Here is a 21,707-nt window from a genome sequence, read left to right as displayed (position 1 = left end):
CCGTTACCAACGCGCCACGGCTATCATTCCAACGATTCGCGAGTAGCGCTTCGCTCAGCTTCGAGAGGACAGCACCGTATGGACCTTCTTCAAGGCATGGCAGTGTTCAAGCGCGTCGTGGACGCGTCGAGTTTTTCGAAAGCGGCCGACTCGCTGGAAATGCCGCGCGCCTCCGTGTCGACGGTCGTGCAGAATCTGGAGAGCCATCTGGGCGTGCGTTTGCTCAATCGCACGACCCGCCGCGTGCAGGTCACCGACGACGGCGCGCTTTACTACGAATACTGCGCGCGCATTCTCGCCGAGGTCTCCGACGCCGAGTCGGCGCTATCGAGCAAACGCCAGAGTCCGCGCGGCACGGTCCGCGTCGACACGTCCTCCACGTTCGCGTCTCACGTGCTGATTCCAGTGATGCGCGATTTCAACGCGCGCTATCCCGACATCACCGTGAAGCTGGGGCTGGCTGACCGCAACGTGGATCTCGTGCAGGAAGGCGTCGATTGCGTGATCCGCATCGGCGTACTCGACGATTCGAACCTGGTGGCGCGCTCGCTCGGCAGCGTGCGCATGACGATCTGCGCCGCGCCGGCCTATCTCGAACGGATGGGCGAGCCCGTCACGCCGGACGACCTCGACCGGCATCACGCGGTGAATTATTTTTCCGCGCGCACGGGCCGCGTCTATCCGATGGAGTTCGAAGCCGACGGCGTGCTCATCAGAAGACCGATCGAAGGCAAACTCGCGGTCAACGAAGGCCAGGTGTATGTCGCGTCCGCCGTGGAAGGCCTGGGCCTGATCCAGACGCCGCGTTTCATGGTGGCGAAGGCGCTCGAATCCGGCGCGCTGCGTGAGATTCTGCGCGACTGCCATTGCGCGCCATTGCCGCTTTCGATTCTTTATCCGCACCGCCGTTTGAGCATGTCCGTGCGGATGTTCAGCGAATGGGTGCACGAACTGGTGCAGCAGAATCCGGACCTCAGCGGGGAGTGAACTCGAGACCCATCGGCTCCGCTATATCAAGCCGCGACGCTGCAGTTCGTCCGACAATGCGCCGACGCTGACGAACATGTGCCCTTGCAGTCCCGCATCGATCGCACCGGTTACGTTGGCGGCCGTGTCGTCGACGAAAAGCGTTTGGGCCGCGGGCACGCCGAGTTGCGCCAGACAACGCAGATAGGTTTGCGCCGCCGGCTTCGCGGCACCGAACGCCGCCGACGAGTAAACGTGCGAGCCGAACAACCGCGCGACAGGCGGATTCAGCTGAGCGATGTGATCGGTCAACAAGCGGCAATTGTTCGTCAACACCGCAATGCGATGCCGCTCGGCGACTTTGGCGGCGAGCGCGAGCGCTTCGTGATTCGGCGTGATCGACGCGTGGCGCGCGGCCAACCAGTCGTCGCGACTGACCGGGTAGTTCAACAGCAGTCCCAGTTCGCGCAGATACGCGTCATCGCTGATCTGGCCTGCGTCCGCTCGCGCTTCGAGCCCGGAGTCCCAGATCGCATGACGCACCGTGTCCGGTGTGCAACCCGCGGTCGCCGCCAGATGATCGACCCGCGCGGCGCGGTCATAGTGGGACAGAACACCTTCCATGTCGAACAGAACCAGCGTGATGGATGCGGTCATGCTGCCGGCCTCGCGTCGAAAGCTTTCAGAAATGAAGCAACCGCGCGGCGCGATGACGCCGAACGGTTGCCTGTTTCCATTGTGCCTCGACAAAACCATGAATGCCGGCAACGGCCGGCGTCACGGTTTTTTCCCGGACCTCAGCAAAGCAGCCAGATACGGCCTGCCTCCGGACAGGCCATCAAGCGCCGCTACCGCCTACGGTCTTGACGCTTTTCCATTGGCCTTGCTCAACCTGGAACAAGGTGTACGGCGGCTTGATCAGATCGCCATAAGGATCGAAGGTGATATTGCCGGTCACGCCCGTGACCGTGACCTTGGCGAGGCTGTCGACGATCTTCGCGCGATCGAGCGAGTCGGCGGCGTGAATCGCCTTGAGCATGGCGAGCGCCGCGTCATAGGCAAACGGCGCGTACAGTTCGACATCCTGATTGAAGCGCGCCTTGTAGCGCTTGCCGAACGCCTGCGCGGCAGGCAGCTTGTCGAGCGCCGGGCCAGGTTCGAGATCCTGCGTCCCGTTGCCCGCCGTGCCGGCGATCTGCAGGAACGCGTTGCTCTTCAACGCGCCGGCGCCGAACAGTTGCGCGGACATGCCGAGCGAGCGCATCTGCTTGACCAGCATCGCGCCCTGCTCATCCAGGCCGCCGAAGAAAATCAGGTCGACGTTCCTGCTTTTCAGCGTGGTCAGAATGGCGCGAAAATCGACCGCCTTATCGTTGGTGAATTCCCGATCGACCACGTTGCCGTTCGCTTCCTTGACGCCCTTTTCGAACGCATCCGCGAGCCCCTGTCCGAACGCGGTGCGGTCGTCGATGATGGCAATGCGTTTCGCCTTCATCTGCTCCACCACGAAATGCCCCGCCACGACGCCGCCGATACCGTCGTGACCCATCGTACGAAACACGTTCTTGAAGCCTTGCTTGGTCAATTGCGGATTGGTCGAGCCCGGCGTGATCATCGCCACGTTCGCCTGGTGATAGACCGTCGACGCCGGAATGCTGCAGCCTGAGTTGTAATGGCCGATCACGCCGACCACGCCGTCATCGACCAGTTTCTGCGCGACCTGAATCGCCACGCGCGGATCGGCCTGATCGTCCTGCACGTCGAGCACGAACTTGACCGGCTTGCCGCCGATCACCGGGTTCTTCGCGTTCTCTTCATCGAGCGCCAACTGCGCGCCGTACTGCAAGTCCTTGCCGACACGGGCAACCGGCCCGGTCAACGGTCCGACGAAACCGATCTTGACGATCTGGGGGTCGGCGGCCCACGACAACGGCATATACGTGGCGAGTGCACAGACAGTGGCACTCAACAGCCAATAGCGGCGATTCATGATGCGCTCCTTGCGAGATGTGACGTCGCGCGTGTGTGTGCAGGTTGGCCGATCCGATGCGCGACGCGTCGAAACCGCTCTGCGATGCCTGCTTCAAACCCTGAAAAAAACGACTCCGAACCTGGCCTCCGCTGCAATCAAAAGCGCGTGGCCGCGTATGGCGCGAGATCGAGCGGCGGCGCACGCCGTGCGATCAGATCGGCGACGATGCGTCCGCTCACGCCCGCCAGCGTCAAACCCAGATGCTGATGGCCGAATGCGTAAATCACACGCTCGCTCGCGCGTGAGCGTGCGAGCACCGGCACGCCGTCGGGCAACGTGGGGCGAAAGCCGAGCCAGTTGCTATCCGGCGTATCGAGTGCGGGCAACGCCCGCTTCGATGAAAACGTCAGCAGATCGAGCAGCGAGCGGTTGCGCGTGTCGCCAAAGCCGGCGAGTTCGACCGTGCCCGCCACGCGCAAGCCGTCGCTCATCGGCGTCATGTAGAAACCGCGCTCGGCCCAGCCGACCGGCCGCGACACCAGGTGTTGCGCGCCGGGAAAGCGCACGTGATAGCCGCGCTCCGTGTCGAGCGGAACCGGGTCGCCGCACTGGCTGGCGAAATGGGCCGAACGCGCACCGGTCGCCACCACCACGTGATCGAAACGCCGCGCCACACCGCCAACGCTCAAGCTCGCGCTGTCCGCGCCGGGTTGCACCGCATCAACAGTGGAGCGTTCGAGCTTCAGGCCCTGCGCGGCGAGTTGCTCATAAAGTGTCTGCAGAAAGCCTTGCGGATCGGAAAAGTGCCAGCTATTGCTGAACAGCACGCCGCGCTCGAAGATCGGCGCCAGCGCCGGTTCGAGCGCGCGAATGGCGGGGCCGTCGAGCACATCGAAAACGACGCCCAGTTTTTGCCGCAGATCGAGCGCGGGACGCGCGGCATCGAACGAAGCTGCGTTCGAATACAGATAAAGACATTCGCGCGGCCGGACGAAACGCGCCAGCGCCGCATTGGCGAGCAGCGGCGCGTAGCCGTCCCGCGCGCAATCCAGCAGCGCGGCGAGCGCGCCGGCGCTCGTTTCGTAGCGGCGCGGCAACGAACTCATCATGAAGCGCGCGAGCCACGGCGCGAGATGCGGCAGATACCCCCAACGCAGTCTGAACGGACTTTGGTTCGAGAACAGAAAGCGCGGCAAATCACGGAACACGGACGGATTGTTGACCGGAATGCACGCATAGTGCGCGAAGGTGCCGGCATTGCCGAACGACGCGCCCTGCCCCACGCCGGCGGGATCGAACAGCGTGACCCGATGGCCGTCGCGCATCAACGCCGCGGCGCTCGCGAGGCCGATGAATCCCGCGCCGATGATGGCAATCTCCGGCATCATTTGCGCCCTTCGGCGAGGCCAATGCGCGCGAATCCGATAAAGGAGCCGGCGCCGAGTTTCGGCGCGGCGTCGCGTGCGGAGGATTCGGGAAAGCTCATCGGACAACTCCTGCTGACAGATTGCCGGACACAATCCGGCGACGCTCCTGATTCGCGCCACCAGACAAACCATGACACCTAGAATCACACAATATTTTTTTGTGTGCAATTAAAACGCACATTGTGTGGCCCTGGCACTTTCCCTGATGACCGCGGGTGCGCTCCTTGCCAGCGCGCCGTGGCTCCATGGGCAATCGGTTGAAGGCTTGCAGTCAGGCATGTGTGGTATAGAATCGGCACACCTCCGCACAATTGCGGACAAAGCGGGTTTTGTATGGAGACACCTGATCTTATGGCTTCTGACAAAGACGCCGCCCGCTCCGTCGCTGGCGCGCCGGAGCAAGCGAAACGCTCCACCTATATCGAGGTGTCCAGTTCGATCGAAAACGAGATTCGCAGCGGCATCTATCCGCCTGGCAGCCGCCTGCCGCCGCAGCGGCAACTTGCCACTGAACTGGGCATCAACGTGTCGACGGTTTCGCGGGCATACAAGGAATTGCAGCTGCGCGGACTGGTGATCGGCAGCAAACGGCGCGGCTCGCTCGTGACCGGCGGCGCGATGCCGAGCGTGGAACCCGCGCAGGCCGCGAGCAACGCGGCGATCGATCTGACCGTCAACCGTCCGGCCACGGGCGAGTTTCTGAACTGCCTCGCCCGCACGCTGGCCGACTTGCCGCGCGATCCGCGCTACCCGCAGTTGCAGGAGTACCAGCCGCCGCAAGGCCCCCCGTGGGCGCGCGCGGCCGGCGCGCGCTGGATGGCCGCGCCGGGCTTTGCACCGGCGGCCGATCACGTGGTCGTCACGAGCGGCGCGCAGCATGGCTTGTACGCGGTGCTGAACAGCCTGATCGGCACCGACGGCGTGATCCTCGCCGACCAGCTCACCTACTACGGCCTCAAAGCGCTCGCACCGGTGTTCCAGTTCGAGATCGTCGGCATCCCTAGCGATCGCGACGGACTGCTGACCGACGAAGTGGAACGCGCCTGCCGGCGCATGCCGGTAAAGGCGATTTTCACGGTGCCGAATCTGCAGAATCCAACTGTCACGACCATGAGTCTGGAACGCCGCATGGCGCTCGTCGATATTGCACGGCGGCACGGCGTGGCGATCATCGAGGACGACGTGTATGGCCCGCTCGTCTCGCAACGTCTGCCGACGATCGCGAGCCTGTGTCCGGAACTCACCTTCCACCTCGCGGCCACCTCGAAGATCCTCGCTCCCGGCCTGCGGCTCGGCTATCTGCTGAGTCCACCCGACAGCGCCGCGTTGTGCGCGGAGGCCGTGCGCACCACCGCATGGATGCCGGCGCCGATGTCGATGCTGATCGCGTCGATCTGGATCGAGGACGGCACCGCACGCCACATCATGGACGCGCAGCTCGCCGAGATTCGCGCGCGCCAGGACCTTGCGCGCGAGCTGTTGCCGCAGGAGTTGTTGCAGACCGATCCGGCGTGCATGTTCGTGTGGCTCAAGTTGCCGCCGCCGTGGCGCGCGGACGATTTCGCGGCGAATGCGAAGGCGCGCGGCGTCGTGGTCATGCCGTCGTCGGCGTTTGCCGTGGACCGATCGGAGATCGAACACGGGGTACGGATCAACCTCGCCTGCGCGACCAGTCGCGATCAGCTCGTGAGCGCGCTGCGGCTGTTGACCGGCACACTCAAGGATCGTCCGCGCGCACTGTTCGGCACGATATGACGCGCGGGCCAACGGCCATCACGCATTGATCAAAAAAACTTCTCCGCCAAAGGAATAAAGCCGCAACGCCGTGCGTTCAATAGGCGCAGTGACCATCTGTCATGACAGAGAGGTGCGGCCATGAAATCTGTGCTTAAAGCATTGGGCGTCATAGTGGGCGGCGTGGCGTTGGTGAGTCTCGTCGCGTCGTGTGGCGGGGGCGATTCGGTCAATAGCCAATCGTTCACGTCGACGGCACTCGTATCGGACGGCGCCGTCCCGGCGGCGCATACGGATCCCAACCTGAAAAACGCGTGGGGCGTAGCGTTCAATCCGAAGGGTTTCGTCTGGGTGGCCGACAACGCCACCTCGGTGGCGACGCTCTATGACGGCAACGGCACGCCGCAATCGCTCGTCGTCAGTATCCCGAATGGAGTCAACGGTCCGGCGAATCCGACCGGCATCGTGTTCAACGGCACCACGGACTTCGTGGTGACCCAGGGCGGCAAATCAGGCGTGGGCGCATTCATCTTTGCCGGCGAAGGCGGCACGATCACCGCGTGGGCGCCGACGGTCGCGCCCACCAACGCCTTTGTCGTATTCGACAGCGGCAGCAGCGCTGCGGTCTACAAGGGCCTCGCGCTAGCCAGCAACGGCGGCGCCAACTTCCTCTACGCCACCGACTTTCACAACAACAGAATCGACGTTTTCGACAAGAGCTTCGCGAAGGTTTCAACACCGGGCAAGTTCCAGGACGCGTCGATTCCGGCGGGCTTCGCGCCGTTCGGCATTCAGGCAATCGGCGCGAAGCTCTTCGTGACCTACGCGAAGCAGGACGCGGAGGCGCACGACAACGTCGACGGCGCCGGCCTCGGCTTCGTCGATGTCTTCGATACCGCGGGCAACCTCTTGCAACGTTTTGCCTCGGCGGGCGTGCTGAATGCGCCGTGGGGCGTCACGCAGGCGCCGGCCAACTTTGGACGTTTCAGTGGCGACGTACTGATCGGCAACTTCGGTGACGGCACGATCAACGCCTTCGACCCGGCGAGCGGCGCATCGCTCGGCGCCATCAATCTGCCTGACAACACGTCATTCGTGCAGCACGGCCTGTGGGGTATCGCGTTCGGCAATGGGCTCAGCAATCAGCCGGTCAATACGCTGTTTTTCGCCGCCGGGCCGAATGACGAAGCGAACGGAGTCTATGGACGCATCGATGTGAAGATGTGACGAGCGCGCGAGCGGCGCGCGCGGTGCGGGCGCGCACCGCATGTGCATGTGACTGACGCGGCTAGCTCTTCACGCCGCGCAGCGCATACGCGGAGCGCGTCGCGAGCCGCTCCACGCTCAGCATTCTCGCGATCCGCTTGACCGCGTGGCGCACGCGGCCACGCAGATGCGCCACGCGCATGTGCCGCCAGAAACGGTCCGGCACAAAATCGTCGAAGCGCGCTTCTTTTTCGAGCAGTGACTTGCCGCCGGGCAAATGGACGAACGAACAGCAGCGAAACCAGCGCAAGTCGCGATAGTTGTTGCCGGGCCAATGACGCCCCACGGCCTGATAGGCGCCGACTTCGATCAGCACGTGCCCTTCGTCGCTGAGCGCATTGAGTGCGGCCGAGATGAACACTTCGTCGCCGTGGTGCCTCACGCGTTCGCTTTCGCTGAGATAGCGTGCGTAACTGGCGCGCGCGCGCGGGACCAACCGGCGCAACGAAGCGGGTGTCGCAAGTAGAAATTCGCCGCCGTACCAGCGCGGATTTCTCAACTGCTGGTCTGCGACGATCTCCAGATCCGCGACCACGCGCACGCTGCCGTAAGCCGGAAACACCTGATCCGAAATATCGAATACGCCGAGGCCCGCTTGCGCACATCGTTCGACTAGCGCGTGGTCGAGCGGAAGCAGCGCCACCATGTCGGCGTCGAGCAACAACATCATCGTGTCGGCGGGCAAGGTCTCCGCCACCTGGTCCAGCAGATCGAGTTTGAAATGCGCGGCGTAGAACGGCGTGTTCTTCGGCAACTCGATCGTCGCCGTGAGGGTCGTGACTGCCGGGCGATTTTCCGTCGGCATGCCCTCGAGCCGGCGCGCGACCAGATCCGGCGCGTTGGTCATGATGGTCAAGGTCGGCATGCCCACGCGCCGCAAGCTGTTATTCAGGCAGATTGCCTGGCTCACGTACGAGAGTGGATCGCGATTGGTCGAGTTGGGACCCGGCTTCGCATCGGCATCTACATAAACGAGAGTGCAAGGAAAAAGATTCACATTGCTCCTCAGCACGAGTGAGCGACGGATCGCCTATTGAGCGCTGCCGTTACTGTCGGAGGTTGATCACATGTTCTTACGTGGGGCACAGAAGCCCCCGCAAGCTGCGCAGTATTGAAGCCGCGACTCGTGTCATCCTGCCGTCACGTTCGAGCCGGGCACGCTGATCTGCGGCGATGGAATCGGATGAACCGGGGCGCAGGTATCAGGCATCACGTATGGTCTATCGTTTCACGTCCTTGCATCGCCTTTCCGCCAAAAGGCAGAGAGACATGACGCGGATGCTGTCGCATGTTCACGTGGACCAACGGCATCGCGCAATAATTGCGGACCCGCTATTCAGAGTGGCGAATAACTTACCCGTTAGCGATTCCGTCGATGTGCTTACGATTGGCAAAACACGCGTTTTCACATCCACGCGTTCGTAACTTTACGACACTCGAAAGCCTTATTCCGCCGTGTCCGATTCGTTTGCGCTTTCCCCGGCAGTGCGGTCCAAGGTCGCGGCCGCGTTATGACTGGCGTCGCTGCTGCCGCAACGGCCTGAAAAACTGGCGAATTTCGGCGGCGAGCAAATCGGGCTTTTCCATCGCGGCGAAATGACCACCGGCCGGCATGTCGGTCCATTGCAAGACGTCGAAAGTTCTTTCCAGCCAACTGCGCGGCGGGTGATTGATCTCTTTCGGAAAGTGCGCGAAACCCACGGGCGGCACGACCCGTTGTCCTTCGGCGAAGCGCATCGGCTGCAAGCGATTTTCCCAGTACATCCGCACCGCCGGGCCGATACATTGCGTGTGCCAGTAGAGCGAGATGTTGGTGAGCAGCTCGTCTTTGGAAAACACTCGCTCCACATCCCCTTCGCAATCGCTCCACGCGCGAAACTTCTCGCCGATCCATGCCGCCAGCCCCACGGGCGAATCATTGAGCGACGCAGCCAGCGTCTGCGGTTTGGTGCTGTGCATGTGCGCATAACCGCCTTCGAGCGCGGCCCACTCGTCTTTCTCCCGCAGGAAGTTTTCCTCCGCCGCCGTGAGCGGTTTCTGCGCCGCGCCGATGGCCGGCTCATACGAACTCGGCAGGAAGTTGAGGTGAATGCCGTCGACAGCTTGCGGGTGCCGCGCGGCGAGCGCGATCGACACACCGGCGCCGAGATCGCCGCCCTGCGCGCCGAAGCGCTCATAACCGAGGCCTTGCATCAGCGACGCCCACAGATCCGCCACCTGAAACGCGGACATGCCGGGCTGCGCGGGCGCCTGCGAAAACGCGAAGCCCGGCAACGACGGCACGACGACATCGAAGGCGTCGGCAGCATCACCACCGGACGCGGTCGGGTCGCACAGTCGATCGAGCAAGGCATGGAACTCGAAGAACGATCCAGGCCAGCCATGCGTGATCACGAGCGGATAAGGCGCCGGGCCCGCGCCACGGCGATGGACGAAATGCACGCGCTGCCCGTGTACATCCGCGAGAAATTGCGGCTGCTGATTCAGGCCGCGTTCGGCCGCGCGCCAGTCGAAACGTTCCGCCCAATACTCAGCCAGTTCGCGCAGCCATGCGGATTCGACACCCTGTTGCCAGGCGGGCGACGGCGTCGCCGGCGCCCAGCGTGTCGCGCGAATACGCCGGCGAAGATCGTCGATATCGTGATCGGCGATGGCAATCTGGAACGGTTGTATTTGCATGGCAATTCGGGACCGTGTGAAGGTTGATGTGCGAATCAAACTCAAACAGAAAAGTCCACGCCTCGCTCAGTTTGTCCACTGAGGCAGCGAGCAGGCACGAGGTAATCCGCATGGTACACAATGGCGCATTTTCTGTTTTGCGTCCTGGAGACTGCTGTGCCTCAAGCGCTCGCTCTGTCCGGATTGCTGCGACGCGCGCGCCGGCCGATAGCTGGATAATGAGGCTTCCCTTACCCACCGAGAGGAGTTTGCTGCGATGTCTGCCCATGAAACCAAAGTGCCGCGGGTCCTGTTGACGAACGACGACGGTATCGACGCGCCCGGCCTCGCCGTGCTCGAAGCCGTTGCCGCCGAGCTCGCGCACGAAGTCTGGGTGGTCGCACCCGAGCATGATCAGAGCGGCACGTCGCATTCGATCAGCCTGCATTCGCCGTTGCGTGTGAGCCGCCAGGGCGAGCGGCGCTTCGGCGTGGCCGGAACGCCCGGCGATTGCGTCGTGATGGGCGTGCGCCACCTGATGCGCGATGCGCCGCCCACGCTGATTCTTTCCGGCATCAATCGTGGCGGCAATCTCGGTGTCGAAACCATGTTTTCAGGCACCGTCGGCGCCGCCATGACGGGCTTGTTGCTCGGCTTGCCGTCGTTCGCGCTGAGCCAGACTTTCAGCAACCGCGACAACGTGCGCTGGGACACCGCGCGTGCGCTTGCGCCCGGCGTGATCCGCCAGTTGCTCGCGATCGAGCATGCCGTGCCGACCTGTCTGAACATCAACTTTCCCGATGTCGACGCAGCGCTTGCCGGTCCGCTCACGCCGACTCGCCAGGGCGTTGGACTCGTTGAAGATATCGACGTGTTGCCGCAAGTCGATCCGCGCGGCATGGCCTATCACTGGTTGCGCTTTCAACGCGGCGCACGCGCGAACGATCCCGATAGCGAAACGGCCGTGGTGGCTTCGGCGCGCGTGTCGGTCACGCCGCTCGCCTTCGATCGCACCGACGAACCCACCTTCGCGCGGCTCGCGGCTTCGCTGAATTGAATCTCTGGTTAACCTTCCGTTGATGGTCGGTTCGCACAGCCGTCACGGACGGGGCGCGCCAGTAAGGCTCGGCGCCCCGCCCGGCCCCGCGGGGTCGGGATTGCCGAACGCCGGAAGCCCGCCGTTCTGCCGGGCGCGAACGATCTCCGCGCGCACCTGCGAGCGTGTTTTCGGGCCGTCGTCGGTTTTCACCGCCGTGCCGCCGGACGATGTGGACTGAACCAACGGCGGTGATGGCAGCGTGGTTTGTGTGGCCAGTTCGGCTTGTGGCTGCGCTGACACAGGCGATACCACTGGCGGTTTTTGCGCCCCCTGTTCGACCGCCGCTGCCGGTGCCGCAACGGGTGCGCTGCTCGCGCTCTGCGTCACTTTCATCCCTGCCTGGATAGACGACGGCTGACTTGCCATAGCCGGTCCGCTGGCCGCGGGCGTTCTCACGTTCGGCGCGCTATGGCGATCGAGGCGCGCTACCAGGTTGTCCAACGCCTCCTGGCTCTGCGCATAGCCCGCTGCGTGGTTCGTGTGTTCGCGGGCCGCATAGCGGCCTTCACGCGACCGGCCGTGCTTCGTCGACGAAGACACGTGTGCTGGCTTCGAAGCGGACTGCGGCGTCTTCTCGACTCGCGCCGCCGCCAGTGCACGTTGCTCGTTATTCGCGCGCGCCCGCATTTCCTTTTGCAGTGCGCGAACCTGCTCGTCGTCCTGATGGGCAGAACGAACCGCGACCGGTTGCGCCTGCGCGGCGGCAGGATTGTTGCCTTGCAGACCGTTGCGCGCCGGCTGCGGGCTGCCGGCCATCGCGCTGCTCGAAGCGCTGCGAGCAATGACCGGACCGGATATGACGGCGCCGCTGATGGTGTCGCCGCGCGTGCGGTAAGCCGACGTGTCACCGCGCGCGGAACCGAATTCGTCCCTCGACGGCCAGGGTTTGCCGGACTGCGCTACATAGGCGGCGATTGCAACCGCGCTGACGACAAGGCTTGCGAGAACGATCTTCCTGGGTTCGCTGTACATGACGTATCCCTCTTCCAGCCGTGTTACGTGCGCGTGCGCGGATTCACAAAACGTGTGCCGAATTCATCAGAGGGTTAGCGGCGAACGGGCATATTCGACGCCGCCGCGATGACCGCGAGTTCGCGCCGCGGATTCGACCGCGGGTTCGACCGATCAAGTGACGTACGAAGGCGCACGCGAACTGGACTCACCCATTTTCTATTTATATTATTCAGGCGTCGAATCGTCCGATTGTGCATGCCCGATTGGCCGAAAAAGCCAGCTTCAATGCGCATTTTTCCCGACGATATTTTGAACTGCGAAGCAATGTGGGAAGTTCGGCAAGCCAGCGCGCACAGCACCGTGGTGCCCGAATCGTCGGAGGCGCGAATGCGCTTGATCTGAATGATCGATAGCGCGCCGAAGAAGGCGCTCGACATCAGCAGGACGGGCCGAGCCAGTTCGAATGCAAGCCGTCCGCGCGTACCACGAACACAACGCCGACAAAACCGACCGCGCCGGCCACGGCATCGCGCGGCTTGAGCGCCCCGGCCCGGCTTGTGCAGCGCAGCGAATGCACGGTCGCGCATGCCGCTCGCATAGCCGTTTGTAACGCCCTGTAATTTGTGCGATGCTAGCCACGCCCTGGTCATCCCAAGAAGAAATAGCGGGCGCGAGGCAGACCAATCCTGTTGTCCATTCCTCTGGAGGAGACATGATTGAGTCATCGCAACTGCGCGACTTCGGCCGCGCCGGCACCGCATCTCGCACCTCTTTCCCAACGGCTGAATCCACCAGGCTGCACCGCATAGCCGCCGCTTCAAGCTTCGTTTTCCTGATCAGTCTTGCCGGCGTCTGTCATGCCGACACCCAGGTGGGCGGCACGCTTCCGCCCGCGCCCGACATACTCTACGGCGATCTCTTCGTCGCGGTGCAAACCGCGCAGATCTATCCCGACCAGAAGACCTTCGTCGATGCGACGCCGAATATCGATCCCGCCACAATCGTGCAACTGTACGAGCAGCACAAGAACAACCCCGGTTTTTCGCTGGCGAAGTTCGTCAATAAATATTTCACGCCGCCGAGCGAGCCAGTCATCACGCCGCCCGCCAATCAGACGCTGCGTGAGCACATCAACTGGCTGTGGCCCGCGCTGACCCGCACCACTACCAGCGCGCCGCCGAACAGTTCGCTGATTCCGTTGCCGAAACCGTATGTGGTGCCGGGCGGCCGCTTCCGCGAAGGCTACTACTGGGACACGTACTTCACGATGCTGGGGCTGCAGGAATCGGGCAACGAAAATCTCGTCGACGATATGCTCGACAACTTCGCCTACGAGATCAAAACCTTCGGCCACATTCCGAACGGCAATCGCACCTACTATCTCGACCGTTCACAGCCGCCGTTTTTCTCGCACATGGTGGAGCTCGCGGCGAAGGTGGAAGGCCACGGCGTCTATCAGAAGTATTTGCCGGCGTTGCGCAACGAATACGCGTACTGGATGCAGGGCGAGAACACCACGCAACCCGGCTCGGCCACGCGCAATGTCGTCGTGATGCCGGATCGCACGGTGCTCAACCGCTACTGGGATGAGCTCGACACGGCGCGCGATGAATCGTATCTGGAGGACATCCAGACCGCCCAGCAGGCCACCGGCCGCAATCCCAACGACGTCTACCGCGAGTTGCGGGCGACCGCCGAAAGCGGCTGGGATTTCAGCTCACGCTGGTTCGGCGACAACATGACGCTCGCGACCGTGCGCACCACGTCGATCATTCCGGTCGACCTGAACAGCCTGATGTTCCATCTGGAGATCACTATCGCCAAAGGTTGCGGCGAGACGCGCGATTTCCGCTGTGTCGGCGAATTCGCGCAACGCGCCGCGAAGCGTGCGCTCGGCATCAACCGCTATCTGTGGAATCCCAACGGCTATTACGGCGACTACGACTGGCAACTCGCCAAACCGCGCGACAACAAGACCGCGGCGATGGTGTTTCCGCTCTTCGTCGGAGCGGCGTGGCCGGAGCGCGCGCTCAAGACAGCGAAACAGGTGCAGTCGACCTTGTTGCAACCGGGCGGCCTCGTCACGACGACCTACAACACGACGCAGCAGTGGGATGCGCCGAACGGCTGGGCGCCGCTGCACTGGGCCGCCATCCAGGGCTTGAAGCGCTATGGCCAGGACGCGCTCGCGCAGCAGATCGGCACGCGCTTCCTCACCGATGTCAAAGGCGTCTATGCGTCCGATCAGAAGCTGGTCGAGAAATACGTGGTGGAAGGTGCGGGAACGGGCGGCGGCGGCGGTGGCGAATATCCGCTGCAGGATGGCTTCGGCTGGACCAATGGCGTGACGCTCAAGCTGCTCGACCTGTATAGCCCGGGCGAGTGAGTCCGTGCGGAGGGCGGCCCCGCGCGCATGACAGGCCACGAGTACTGTATAAAAACACAGTATAATGACCTGTCCGAGCCGCCGCTCCGTTTCCCGAGCCGGCGGCTCCCCGCTCACGTCGGAATCATGGTGTCCCAGCAAGCTCTATTCGCGCCCGAGCCCGTGTCCCTTCTCCACGACGAGGAAGGCGGGATCCGCTATCTGCCCGAGTCGATCCCGGCTGCCACGGCGCGGCAGTGGTTCGAGGCGGCGCTGCGCAATGTCGGCTGGCTCAGTCAGCAGCGCATGATGTACGAGCGCGAGGTTGCCGTGCCGCGCCTGCTCGCAACTTTCGCGCGTGATTCCGGCGACCTGCCCGCGCCATTGGGCGAAGCATTCGAAGCCGTGCGCGCCCTCGTGGACGCGCCATTCAATCGCGTCGGTCTCAATCTCTATCGCGACGGCAGCGACAGTGTCGCGCTTCACAGCGACAAGACGGAGAAGCTGGTGCCCGCTCAGCCGATTGCCATCATCTCGCTCGGCGCGAGCCGCCGTATGTCGATCCGGCCGAAGACCGGCACCAGTTCCGGCCGCACCCTGCATATCGAACTGGAACCCGGCAGTTGCCTTGTCATGAGCTATGCGTCGCAATTCACCCATGAGCATGGCATTCCCAAGCTTGCGGGCGCGACGCAGCCGCGCATCAGTCTTGCGTTTCGCTGCTTCAGCGGCTGACCGACGGGAGGCGTGTCAGAGCAGCGTGATCTTGCCCGTCGCCAGATCGTAGACGCCACCGACAACCTTGACCTTCCCGCTCTTCACGTAGGGGCCGATGAGCGGCTTCGACACCATCAGGCGATTGGTGTTCAACCTGACGTTTTCGAGCGTGGCCTGCGCAACGAGATCCTCGCCGTGGCCCGCGTTCGCCAGCTGCACGGCCGGCTTGATCGCGCGGACCAGTTCGGGCAGATGGCCCGGCAAATGGGTTCCATCTTTGAGCACCTTGACCGCGGCGGTCACCGCACCACAGTTGGTGTGCCCGAGCACCATGATGAGCGGCACGCCGAGAAACTCGACGCCATACTCGAGGCTCGCGAGAATATCGTTGTTGACGAAATTGCCCGCCACGCGCACCACGAACAGATCGCCCGGCCCCTGATCGAAAGCGAGTTCCGGCGCGACCCGCGAATCCGCGCAACCGACGATGGCGGCAATCGGATATTGCGCCGGAACACGCGCCGCGCGTCCGGCGGAAAAGTCCTTGTTTGAAGGGGTATTCGCAGCGTAGCGGGCGTTGCCCTGCATCAACCGGTCGAGCGCTTCAGCGGGTGGAATCGAATTCGGCGCATTGCCGGCCACGGGCTCCGCCGCCACGGCAACGTGCCGCGGCAAACCCGCCAGCGTGATCGACGATGCACCGGCCAGCAGCAGGTTCCGCCGCATGGGGGAAGACAGATGACGGCCGCACATGGCTCGCCTCCTATGTCATGAGCAACGCCCCAGCAGTGCCGTTCGAACCGGCATAAGCCGTGAAAGGTTGGTCGCGCGCGCGACCACTCATCGTGCGCCTCCCACTTCCAAACATCAATCCAAACATCGAGTCAGACGGCGTAAATGTCGGGATTGTCCGCCAGCGGCAGGAACTTGTCCGTGCGCCCGTCGAGCGCGAGCATCGCCCCGCTTTCGATGTCGAAGATCCAGCCGTGCAGGCGCAGCGTTTTGTTTGCGAGCCCGACTGCCACCGACGGATGGGTGCGAATGTTCGCGAGCTGCGCGATCACGTTGTCTTTGACCAGGGCTTCGAGACACTCGGCGTCCGAATGGTAAGCGCGGGATGCGTTGATCGCCTTGGCCGCATCCGCGTGACGCAGCCAACCCGCGACCGCCGGCAGGTGGTCCAGGTTTTTGCAGGTCGAGATCGCCGTCATCGCGCCGCAATTCGAGTGGCCGCAAATCACGATATCGCGAACGCCCAACACGGCCACCGCGTACTCGACCGTTGCCGAGACGCCGCCTGGCTCCGGACCGTAAGACGGCACGATGTTGCCGGCGTTGCGGATCACGAACAACGAACCGGGCTCGGTTTGCGTCAGCAACTCCGGCACGACACGGCTGTCCGAGCACGTCACGAAAAGCGTACTGGGACTTTGCGCCATCGACAAACGCTTGAACAATGCACTTTGCTGCGGAAAGACTTCGCGTTGAAAGCGAATGAAACCCTCGATGATTTCCTGCACGGTTGTTCTCCCGATAAATCGAAGAATGAGCCTGCAGTGCCCGCGACAATACGAGAGCCGGGAGCATGCATGCGATCTATTCGCGCGACTATACCGCAGCAGCAGCCGCGGACTCGCCGAACATGCAGGCGCGAGCAGCAACGAGGCGTCATCGTCACAACATCTTCATGCCTTTGCGAAGCAAAATAAAAAAAAGCCCCGACTGTGATCAGCCGGGGCCAACTCTCTCGCTCGCACACCGGAAACCGTGCGTGCATGACTACTTTACCGATGTCGACGAAGCGGATATATGCGCCACGCCGGAAGAGTCCTTTCCAACCCGGCTCGACCCGCACTGCGTCGAGCTCGGTCAATCAACGGCTATACATTGCGTTCCAGTCGGCGGCGGACACCGCCGGGCGGCCGCTTTGCGACGAACCTGTCACGCTGCCGCCGTAACCGCTGGTCTCGCTATTGCGCGCGGCGACGCGGGCTTCCGCGGCCTGAATTGCTTCCGGGTAACGCGCCTGATCGCCGTCGCCGACGTGATAGCCGGCCTGTTGCAGTTGAACCAGTTCCGCGCGCACCTGCTCACGCGTGGTGCGGGAATTCGATTGGGCAAATACCGTGGCCGAAGCGGCCAGCGAAGCGACGATAACGACGGTCTTGATCAGGGACTTCATGATAAAAACAACCTCCGATAATTGATGGTCAGCAGCGCTTTGAATCGCTCTCCGCGCGACCGGTGGACTCAATATAGGCACCAATTCCTCCTGGAAAAATGGCCGCCCGTCGAAGGGATTGTTCCTGAATCCGGAGAAATCGCCGACCGGCCGGCCGTCACGCTCAGAAGCGCGTACGCAGTCCCACGGCGCCGCCCACCTGATTGCCCGTCGACGATGCGCCGCCCGCCGTGTTGATAAACGCGGTGTAGCCTGTGCCGCTTACGTGCTGATACATCGCCTCGGCGTACACGTCGGTGCGCAACGACAACGCATAGACGGCCTGCAGGTTCACCTGATTCCATTTCGGGTCCGAGCCGAAGCTCGACGTGCCGCCCACGTGCGCGCTGGTATAGGTATAAGCCGCGCCGAGACTCAGCGCCGGTGTCACGGCGTACTTGCCGTTCACTTCGTAATTATCGAAGCGCATCGAGCCATGCGTCGCACCGAACGACGCGGTGTTCTGGAACTGGCTGTGCGTATAGACGAAGCCGGCCGTCACGGGACCGAACCCGTAGCTCAACGCGGCGCCGGCCGTGCGCTGCACATCGGCGCCGAGCTGGAAGCCGGCCGTGCCGTTGGCCGCGGATTCGCCGGGATCGACCGCGCCGGCCGTGTTGGTGGTCGAGTTCGAGCCATTGATCTGCAAATAGCCCGCGGCTGCCTTGAACGGACCGTTGGCATAGCTCACGCCCGCGCTATAAGCACGATTGACCGCGAAATCCGTGCTGTTCGAAAACGCGTACATGCCGCCGAACTTCAGACCGGCATAGTTGGCGCTGGTGTACTTCACGGCGTTGCTCATCCGCACCGAGTGGTTCAGATTGTCGTTGTCGAATGGATGCGCGAAGCCGGTATCGCCGAACGTGCCCGCCGTGCCCGAAAGCGGCGCGACGAAGTCGACCAGCGAGTCGTACTGGCGGCCGAGCGTGAACGCGCCGTACTGCTTGCTGCTCAAGCCGACAAACGCCTGACGGCCGAACAGCCGGTTGTTCTGGCCGAGCTTGCCGTTCTGCACGTTGTAGCCGTTCTCCAGCACGAAGATTGCCTGCAGTCCGCCGCCGAGATCTTCTGCGCCCCGCAAGCCGAAGCGGCTGCCGTTGATGTTGCCGCTGGTCGCCTGAACCAGCGCGCCCTGCGAGCCGCCCTTCTTCACGTTGTTGGTGTACATCACGCCGGCGTCGATGAGGCCGTACAGTGTGACCGAACTTTGCGCATGCGCCGTGGCGGCGGCGAGTCCTGCGAACGCCGCGACCGCGGCGGAAATCTTTTTCACGTCAATGCTCCTGCGTAGCTGAAATGTCAGGTTGAACAGCGACGCGAGTATAGAAACGCGGGCATCGAAAACGAATGCCCGGACCCTGGAGCAGACCTTTATGAAATCTGGAAGAATCGCTCATTCAAACGCAGCAATCGCGATCCGCTGCGCCTGAACGAGGCGTTTTGAAAGGTAAAGACGTGCGACGACGAGTTTGCGCGGGATGACCGGGTTGCGCGTGAACAACAGCGCAGTGCATGGCTTGCGAGCCCGGCTGGCGCCGGACCCGTGCTCAGTCAGAAACAGGGCCAGCAGGCCTCAGTTGAAATCGCCAGACTCGAGTTCCACGGACTGTCCCCCGTTTTTTTCGAGGACCCGGCGCGTAGCGTTTTCAATCCGCGCGCGATTCGCCTCGAAGGTATTGACAAGGTTGTGGGCCGATGGGCCGTCGTTTCCGAAATGGTCGTTCAGCGCATCCAGCGACACGCTGCACCAGACGTCGGCCCCGTCGACATTGGCTTCGAAGGCGACGCGTGCCGCTGCAACGACTTCACGGCGTCCGGTGAATTCGATCCTCATGATGCCCCTCCATTGGTCGAAAGAAAGCTTCGAATGCGCAAACGCCATGCCTTGCCGACGTGGTCCGCAACGCCGCCGCGGTCAGCGCACATTCTCAGCAGGGTGCATACTCGACACCGGCCGTCCTCGTACGGTCGTGCTGATGCGTCGCGGCGTGCCCGTCATGGCCACGCTGCCCGACGTGCCTTATATCCTAATACTAACTCCCAACCCATGTCCCGCAACCCGCAATCGTCGCGTCCTCTCGTCATTGCCGCCGTGATGGCGTCCATGGCGATGGTCGCCATCGAAGCCACCATTGTTTCCACCGCCATGCCTCAGATCGTCACGCAGCTCGGCGATCTGCATCTGTATAGCTGGGTCTTCTCGTCGTTCCTGCTCACCCAGACCGCGATGACCGTGGTCTTCGGCAAACTCGCCGACCTGTTTGGCCGCAAGCCGGTCATGCTGGCCGGTATCGCGATCTTCCTGATCGGCTCGGTGCTGGCCGGCTTCGCATGGTCGATGCCAGCGATGATCGCGTTCCGTCTGATTCAGGGCATCGGCGCCGGCGCGATCCAGCCGGTCACGCTGACCATCGTCGCCGATCTCTATCCCGCGCGCGAACGCGGCAAGGTGCAAGGCTACCTCGCGAGCGTCTGGGCCATTTCAGCCGTGGTGGGGCCGATGGTCGGCGGCTTCATCATTCACAACATGTCGTGGGCATGGATCTTCTGGATGAACGTGCCGATCGGCCTCGCCTCCGCGGCGGGCTTCATCGCGTTCCTGCGCGAATCCGAACGGCATGCGCGCCCCTCGATCGATTTCGGCGGCGCGGCGCTGTTCATGGCGGCCATCGCCGCGCTCATGATGGCGCTCACTTACGCCGGCGACGACGAGCTCGCGCGAGCCTCGCTGGCGGGCGGCGCCTTCCTGCTGTGCCTGCTGCTGTTCGTCTGGCAGGAGCGCCGCGCGGCTGAACCGATGATCTCCTTCGCCCTGTGGGGGCGCCGGCCGATCGCGGCTTCCAACGGCGCGACCTTGCTGTCCGGCATGATCCTGATGGGCGCCACCACGTTCCTGCCGATGTATGTGCAGGGCGTGCTGCATCGCTCGCCGGTGATCGCCGGCCTCGCATTGACGATGATGATGGTGGGCTGGCCGGCCGGCGCCACGTTCGCGGCGAAATCGTTTCATCGCCTCGGCCTGCGGCGCATTCTGATCGGCGGCAGCGCGTTCATTCCGCTCGGCGCGGTGTTGCTGCTGTTCCTGTCGCCCGGCGGCTCGCCGCTCGTCGCCGCGTTCGGTTCGCTCATCATGGGCTTCGGCATGGGCACGTCGAGCGTCAGTTCGCTGGTGCTGATTCAGGAGCTCGTCGCCATGGGCGAACGCGGCAGCGCCACCGCGTCGAACCTGTTCTCGCGCAATCTCGGCAGCACATTGGGCGCGACGCTGTTCGGCGCGGTGCTCAACTTCGGGCTCAGCCATTCGAAGGGCGTGGCCGTGGTCACGTCGGATCAGTTGAAGGCGCTGCTGCAGAATCAGGCCGCCAGTCTCGGCGACAGCGACATGATCCGCGCGGTGCTGCATCAGTCGCTGCACCTCACGTTCATCTCGCTCTTCGTCATCGCGATCTTCGTGGTGGTGCTGCTGTCGTTCGTGCCCGCGATCAGCATCGGCGCGGAGAAGAAGATACCCATCGAGGCGTTGTCCCCGCTGGAGGATTGAAAAGCGCGGTGGGCGCGGCGGCTCGTTGCCCGCCGCGTTTCGCGCGGGTTCAGTCTTTCGCGTACAAGGTCGAGTCCGCGAAGCCTTCCGCGGCCAGCACCTGTCCGACCAGAATCAATGCGGTCCGCTCGATGGAAGTCGTCTGCACCTTGCTGACGATATCGTCGAGCGTGCCGGTGATCTTCTCCTCGTCCGGCCAGCTCGCGCGATAGATCACCGCGACCGGACACGCACCGCCGTAATGTGGCCGCAATTCATCGACGATGCGCGCAAGGTGCCGCACGCCCAGGTGAATCGCCATGGTCGCACGGTGACGGGCCAGGTCGGCGAGCTGTTCGCCTTCGGGCATGCTGGTTTTGCTCGCGAAGCGTGTGAGGATCAGCGTCTGCGAAACTTCGGGCAGCGTGAGCTCGCAACCGAGCGCCGCCGCGCATGCGGCCGTGGCGGTGACGCCCGGCACGATCTCGTAGGGAATCTTCAGTTCGCGCAGCCGGCGGATCTGTTCACCGATCGCGCCGTACAAGGACGGATCGCCTGAGTGCACGCGCGCCACGTCCTGATCTTTGTCATGCGCGGCTTTCAGTAAGGCGATGATCTGATCGAGGTCGAGTTCGGCGGTGTTCACGACCTGCTGCGCCGTATGACCTTCGAGCACCGCGGCCGGCACGAGCGAACCCGCGTACAGGATCACCGGCGAACTGCGCACGAGGCGCTGCCCTTTCACCGTGATCAGTTCCGGGTCGCCAGGACCCGCGCCGATAAAAAACACCGTCATTCATTACTC

At 63.3% G+C, this 21,707-nt stretch carries 19 protein-coding genes and 1 pseudogene; 7 read left to right on the top strand and 13 right to left on the bottom strand.

What is annotated here, in order from left to right; genetic code table 11:
* The first annotated feature begins 78 nt into the window (after positions 1 to 78).
* The gene (locus RI103_RS25995; protein ID WP_310818487.1) at positions 79 to 987 is read left to right on the top strand and encodes a LysR substrate-binding domain-containing protein; all 909 of its coding nucleotides are present in this window, start codon (positions 79 to 81) and stop codon (positions 985 to 987) included.
* A gap of 21 nt (positions 988 to 1,008) precedes the next feature.
* On the opposite strand, the gene RI103_RS25990 is transcribed toward RI103_RS25995, so the two are convergent.
* The 3 genes from RI103_RS25990 to RI103_RS25980 form a co-directional block, all read right to left on the bottom strand.
* Complete coding sequence (locus RI103_RS25990) at positions 1,009 to 1,623, bottom strand: HAD family phosphatase (protein WP_310818486.1); 615 nt, start codon at positions 1,621 to 1,623, stop codon at positions 1,009 to 1,011.
* 181 nt (positions 1,624 to 1,804) lie between these two features.
* On the bottom strand, positions 1,805 to 2,956 hold the full coding sequence (locus RI103_RS25985) for a branched-chain amino acid ABC transporter substrate-binding protein (RefSeq protein WP_310818485.1): 1,152 nt from the start codon (positions 2,954 to 2,956) through the stop codon (positions 1,805 to 1,807).
* Positions 2,957 to 3,093: 137 nt separating this feature from the next.
* Complete coding sequence (locus RI103_RS25980; protein WP_310818575.1) at positions 3,094 to 4,323, bottom strand: FAD-dependent oxidoreductase; 1,230 nt, start codon at positions 4,321 to 4,323, stop codon at positions 3,094 to 3,096.
* Between the two features lie 393 nt (positions 4,324 to 4,716).
* Here RI103_RS25980 and RI103_RS25975 point away from each other — a divergent pair, with 393 nt between their 5' ends.
* Positions 4,717 to 6,120, top strand: a complete 1,404-nt coding sequence (locus tag RI103_RS25975) for a PLP-dependent aminotransferase family protein (RefSeq protein WP_310818484.1) — start codon at positions 4,717 to 4,719, stop codon at positions 6,118 to 6,120.
* A gap of 120 nt (positions 6,121 to 6,240) precedes the next feature.
* Positions 6,241 to 7,326: a TIGR03118 family protein gene (locus RI103_RS25970; RefSeq protein WP_310818483.1), complete on the top strand. Its 1,086-nt coding sequence runs from the start codon at positions 6,241 to 6,243 to the stop codon at positions 7,324 to 7,326.
* A gap of 61 nt (positions 7,327 to 7,387) precedes the next feature.
* On the opposite strand, the gene RI103_RS25965 is transcribed toward RI103_RS25970, so the two are convergent.
* Together RI103_RS25965 and RI103_RS25960 are read right to left on the bottom strand one after the other, a co-directional pair.
* A complete protein-coding gene (locus tag RI103_RS25965) occupies positions 7,388 to 8,362 on the bottom strand; it encodes a hypothetical protein (protein ID WP_310818482.1) in 975 nt (324 codons plus the stop codon).
* 512 nt (positions 8,363 to 8,874) lie between these two features.
* Positions 8,875 to 10,044, bottom strand: coding sequence for an epoxide hydrolase (locus RI103_RS25960; RefSeq protein ID WP_310818481.1), 1,170 nt, complete (start codon positions 10,042 to 10,044; stop codon positions 8,875 to 8,877).
* Positions 10,045 to 10,300: 256 nt separating this feature from the next.
* On the opposite strand from RI103_RS25960, the gene surE reads away from it, so the two are divergent.
* The gene (surE, locus tag RI103_RS25955) at positions 10,301 to 11,080 is read left to right on the top strand and encodes a 5'/3'-nucleotidase SurE (protein ID WP_310818480.1); all 780 of its coding nucleotides are present in this window, start codon (positions 10,301 to 10,303) and stop codon (positions 11,078 to 11,080) included.
* Between the two features lie 42 nt (positions 11,081 to 11,122).
* On the opposite strand, the gene RI103_RS25950 is transcribed toward surE, so the two are convergent.
* Positions 11,123 to 12,094 carry a hypothetical protein gene (locus tag RI103_RS25950; protein ID WP_310818479.1) on the bottom strand — a complete coding sequence of 324 codons (972 nt, stop codon included), beginning with the start codon at positions 12,092 to 12,094 and terminating at the stop codon, positions 11,123 to 11,125.
* A gap of 314 nt (positions 12,095 to 12,408) precedes the next feature.
* Positions 12,409 to 12,617, bottom strand: a pseudogene (locus RI103_RS25945) (EamA/RhaT family transporter); the annotation flags it as partial.
* Between the two features lie 171 nt (positions 12,618 to 12,788).
* Here RI103_RS25945 and treA point away from each other — a divergent pair.
* Together treA and RI103_RS25935 are read left to right on the top strand one after the other, a co-directional pair.
* Positions 12,789 to 14,462 (top strand): alpha,alpha-trehalase TreA, encoded by a 1,674-nt coding sequence (gene treA, locus RI103_RS25940; RefSeq protein WP_310818478.1) that lies wholly within the window; start codon positions 12,789 to 12,791, stop codon positions 14,460 to 14,462.
* A gap of 126 nt (positions 14,463 to 14,588) precedes the next feature.
* On the top strand, positions 14,589 to 15,176 hold the full coding sequence (locus RI103_RS25935) for an alpha-ketoglutarate-dependent dioxygenase AlkB (protein WP_310818477.1): 588 nt from the start codon (positions 14,589 to 14,591) through the stop codon (positions 15,174 to 15,176).
* A gap of 15 nt (positions 15,177 to 15,191) precedes the next feature.
* Here the strand turns inward: RI103_RS25935 and RI103_RS25930 are convergent, their stop codons facing one another.
* The 5 genes from RI103_RS25930 to RI103_RS25910 all read right to left on the bottom strand — a co-directional run bounded on the left by RI103_RS25930 (position 15,192) and on the right by RI103_RS25910 (position 19,216).
* Complete coding sequence (locus RI103_RS25930; protein ID WP_310818476.1) at positions 15,192 to 15,911, bottom strand: carbonic anhydrase; 720 nt, start codon at positions 15,909 to 15,911, stop codon at positions 15,192 to 15,194.
* A 131-nt stretch (positions 15,912 to 16,042) separates the two neighbouring features.
* Positions 16,043 to 16,678 carry a carbonic anhydrase gene (locus tag RI103_RS25925; protein ID WP_310818475.1) on the bottom strand — a complete coding sequence of 212 codons (636 nt, stop codon included), beginning with the start codon at positions 16,676 to 16,678 and terminating at the stop codon, positions 16,043 to 16,045.
* Between the two features lie 353 nt (positions 16,679 to 17,031).
* Positions 17,032 to 17,340, bottom strand: a complete 309-nt coding sequence (locus RI103_RS25920) for a DUF4148 domain-containing protein (protein WP_310818474.1) — start codon at positions 17,338 to 17,340, stop codon at positions 17,032 to 17,034.
* A 163-nt stretch (positions 17,341 to 17,503) separates the two neighbouring features.
* Positions 17,504 to 18,655 carry a porin gene (locus RI103_RS25915; RefSeq protein ID WP_310818473.1) on the bottom strand — a complete coding sequence of 384 codons (1,152 nt, stop codon included), beginning with the start codon at positions 18,653 to 18,655 and terminating at the stop codon, positions 17,504 to 17,506.
* A 300-nt stretch (positions 18,656 to 18,955) separates the two neighbouring features.
* Positions 18,956 to 19,216, bottom strand: coding sequence for a DUF1488 domain-containing protein (locus tag RI103_RS25910; protein WP_011492023.1), 261 nt, complete (start codon positions 19,214 to 19,216; stop codon positions 18,956 to 18,958).
* Between the two features lie 213 nt (positions 19,217 to 19,429).
* Here RI103_RS25910 and RI103_RS25905 point away from each other — a divergent pair, with 213 nt between their 5' ends.
* Positions 19,430 to 20,923, top strand: a complete 1,494-nt coding sequence (locus RI103_RS25905; RefSeq protein WP_310818472.1) for an MDR family MFS transporter — start codon at positions 19,430 to 19,432, stop codon at positions 20,921 to 20,923.
* Between the two features lie 49 nt (positions 20,924 to 20,972).
* Here RI103_RS25905 and cobM read toward each other — a convergent pair whose 3' ends face one another.
* A complete protein-coding gene (gene cobM, locus RI103_RS25900; RefSeq protein WP_310818471.1) occupies positions 20,973 to 21,698 on the bottom strand; it encodes a precorrin-4 C(11)-methyltransferase in 726 nt (241 codons plus the stop codon).
* Positions 21,699 to 21,707 lie beyond the last annotated feature (9 nt).

It is taken from the genome of Paraburkholderia sp. FT54 (assembly GCF_031585635.1).
GTDB lineage: Bacteria > Pseudomonadota > Gammaproteobacteria > Burkholderiales > Burkholderiaceae > Paraburkholderia.
Note: the sequence above shows the minus strand (reverse complement) of the source record. Positions and strands in the feature narration are given on the sequence as shown.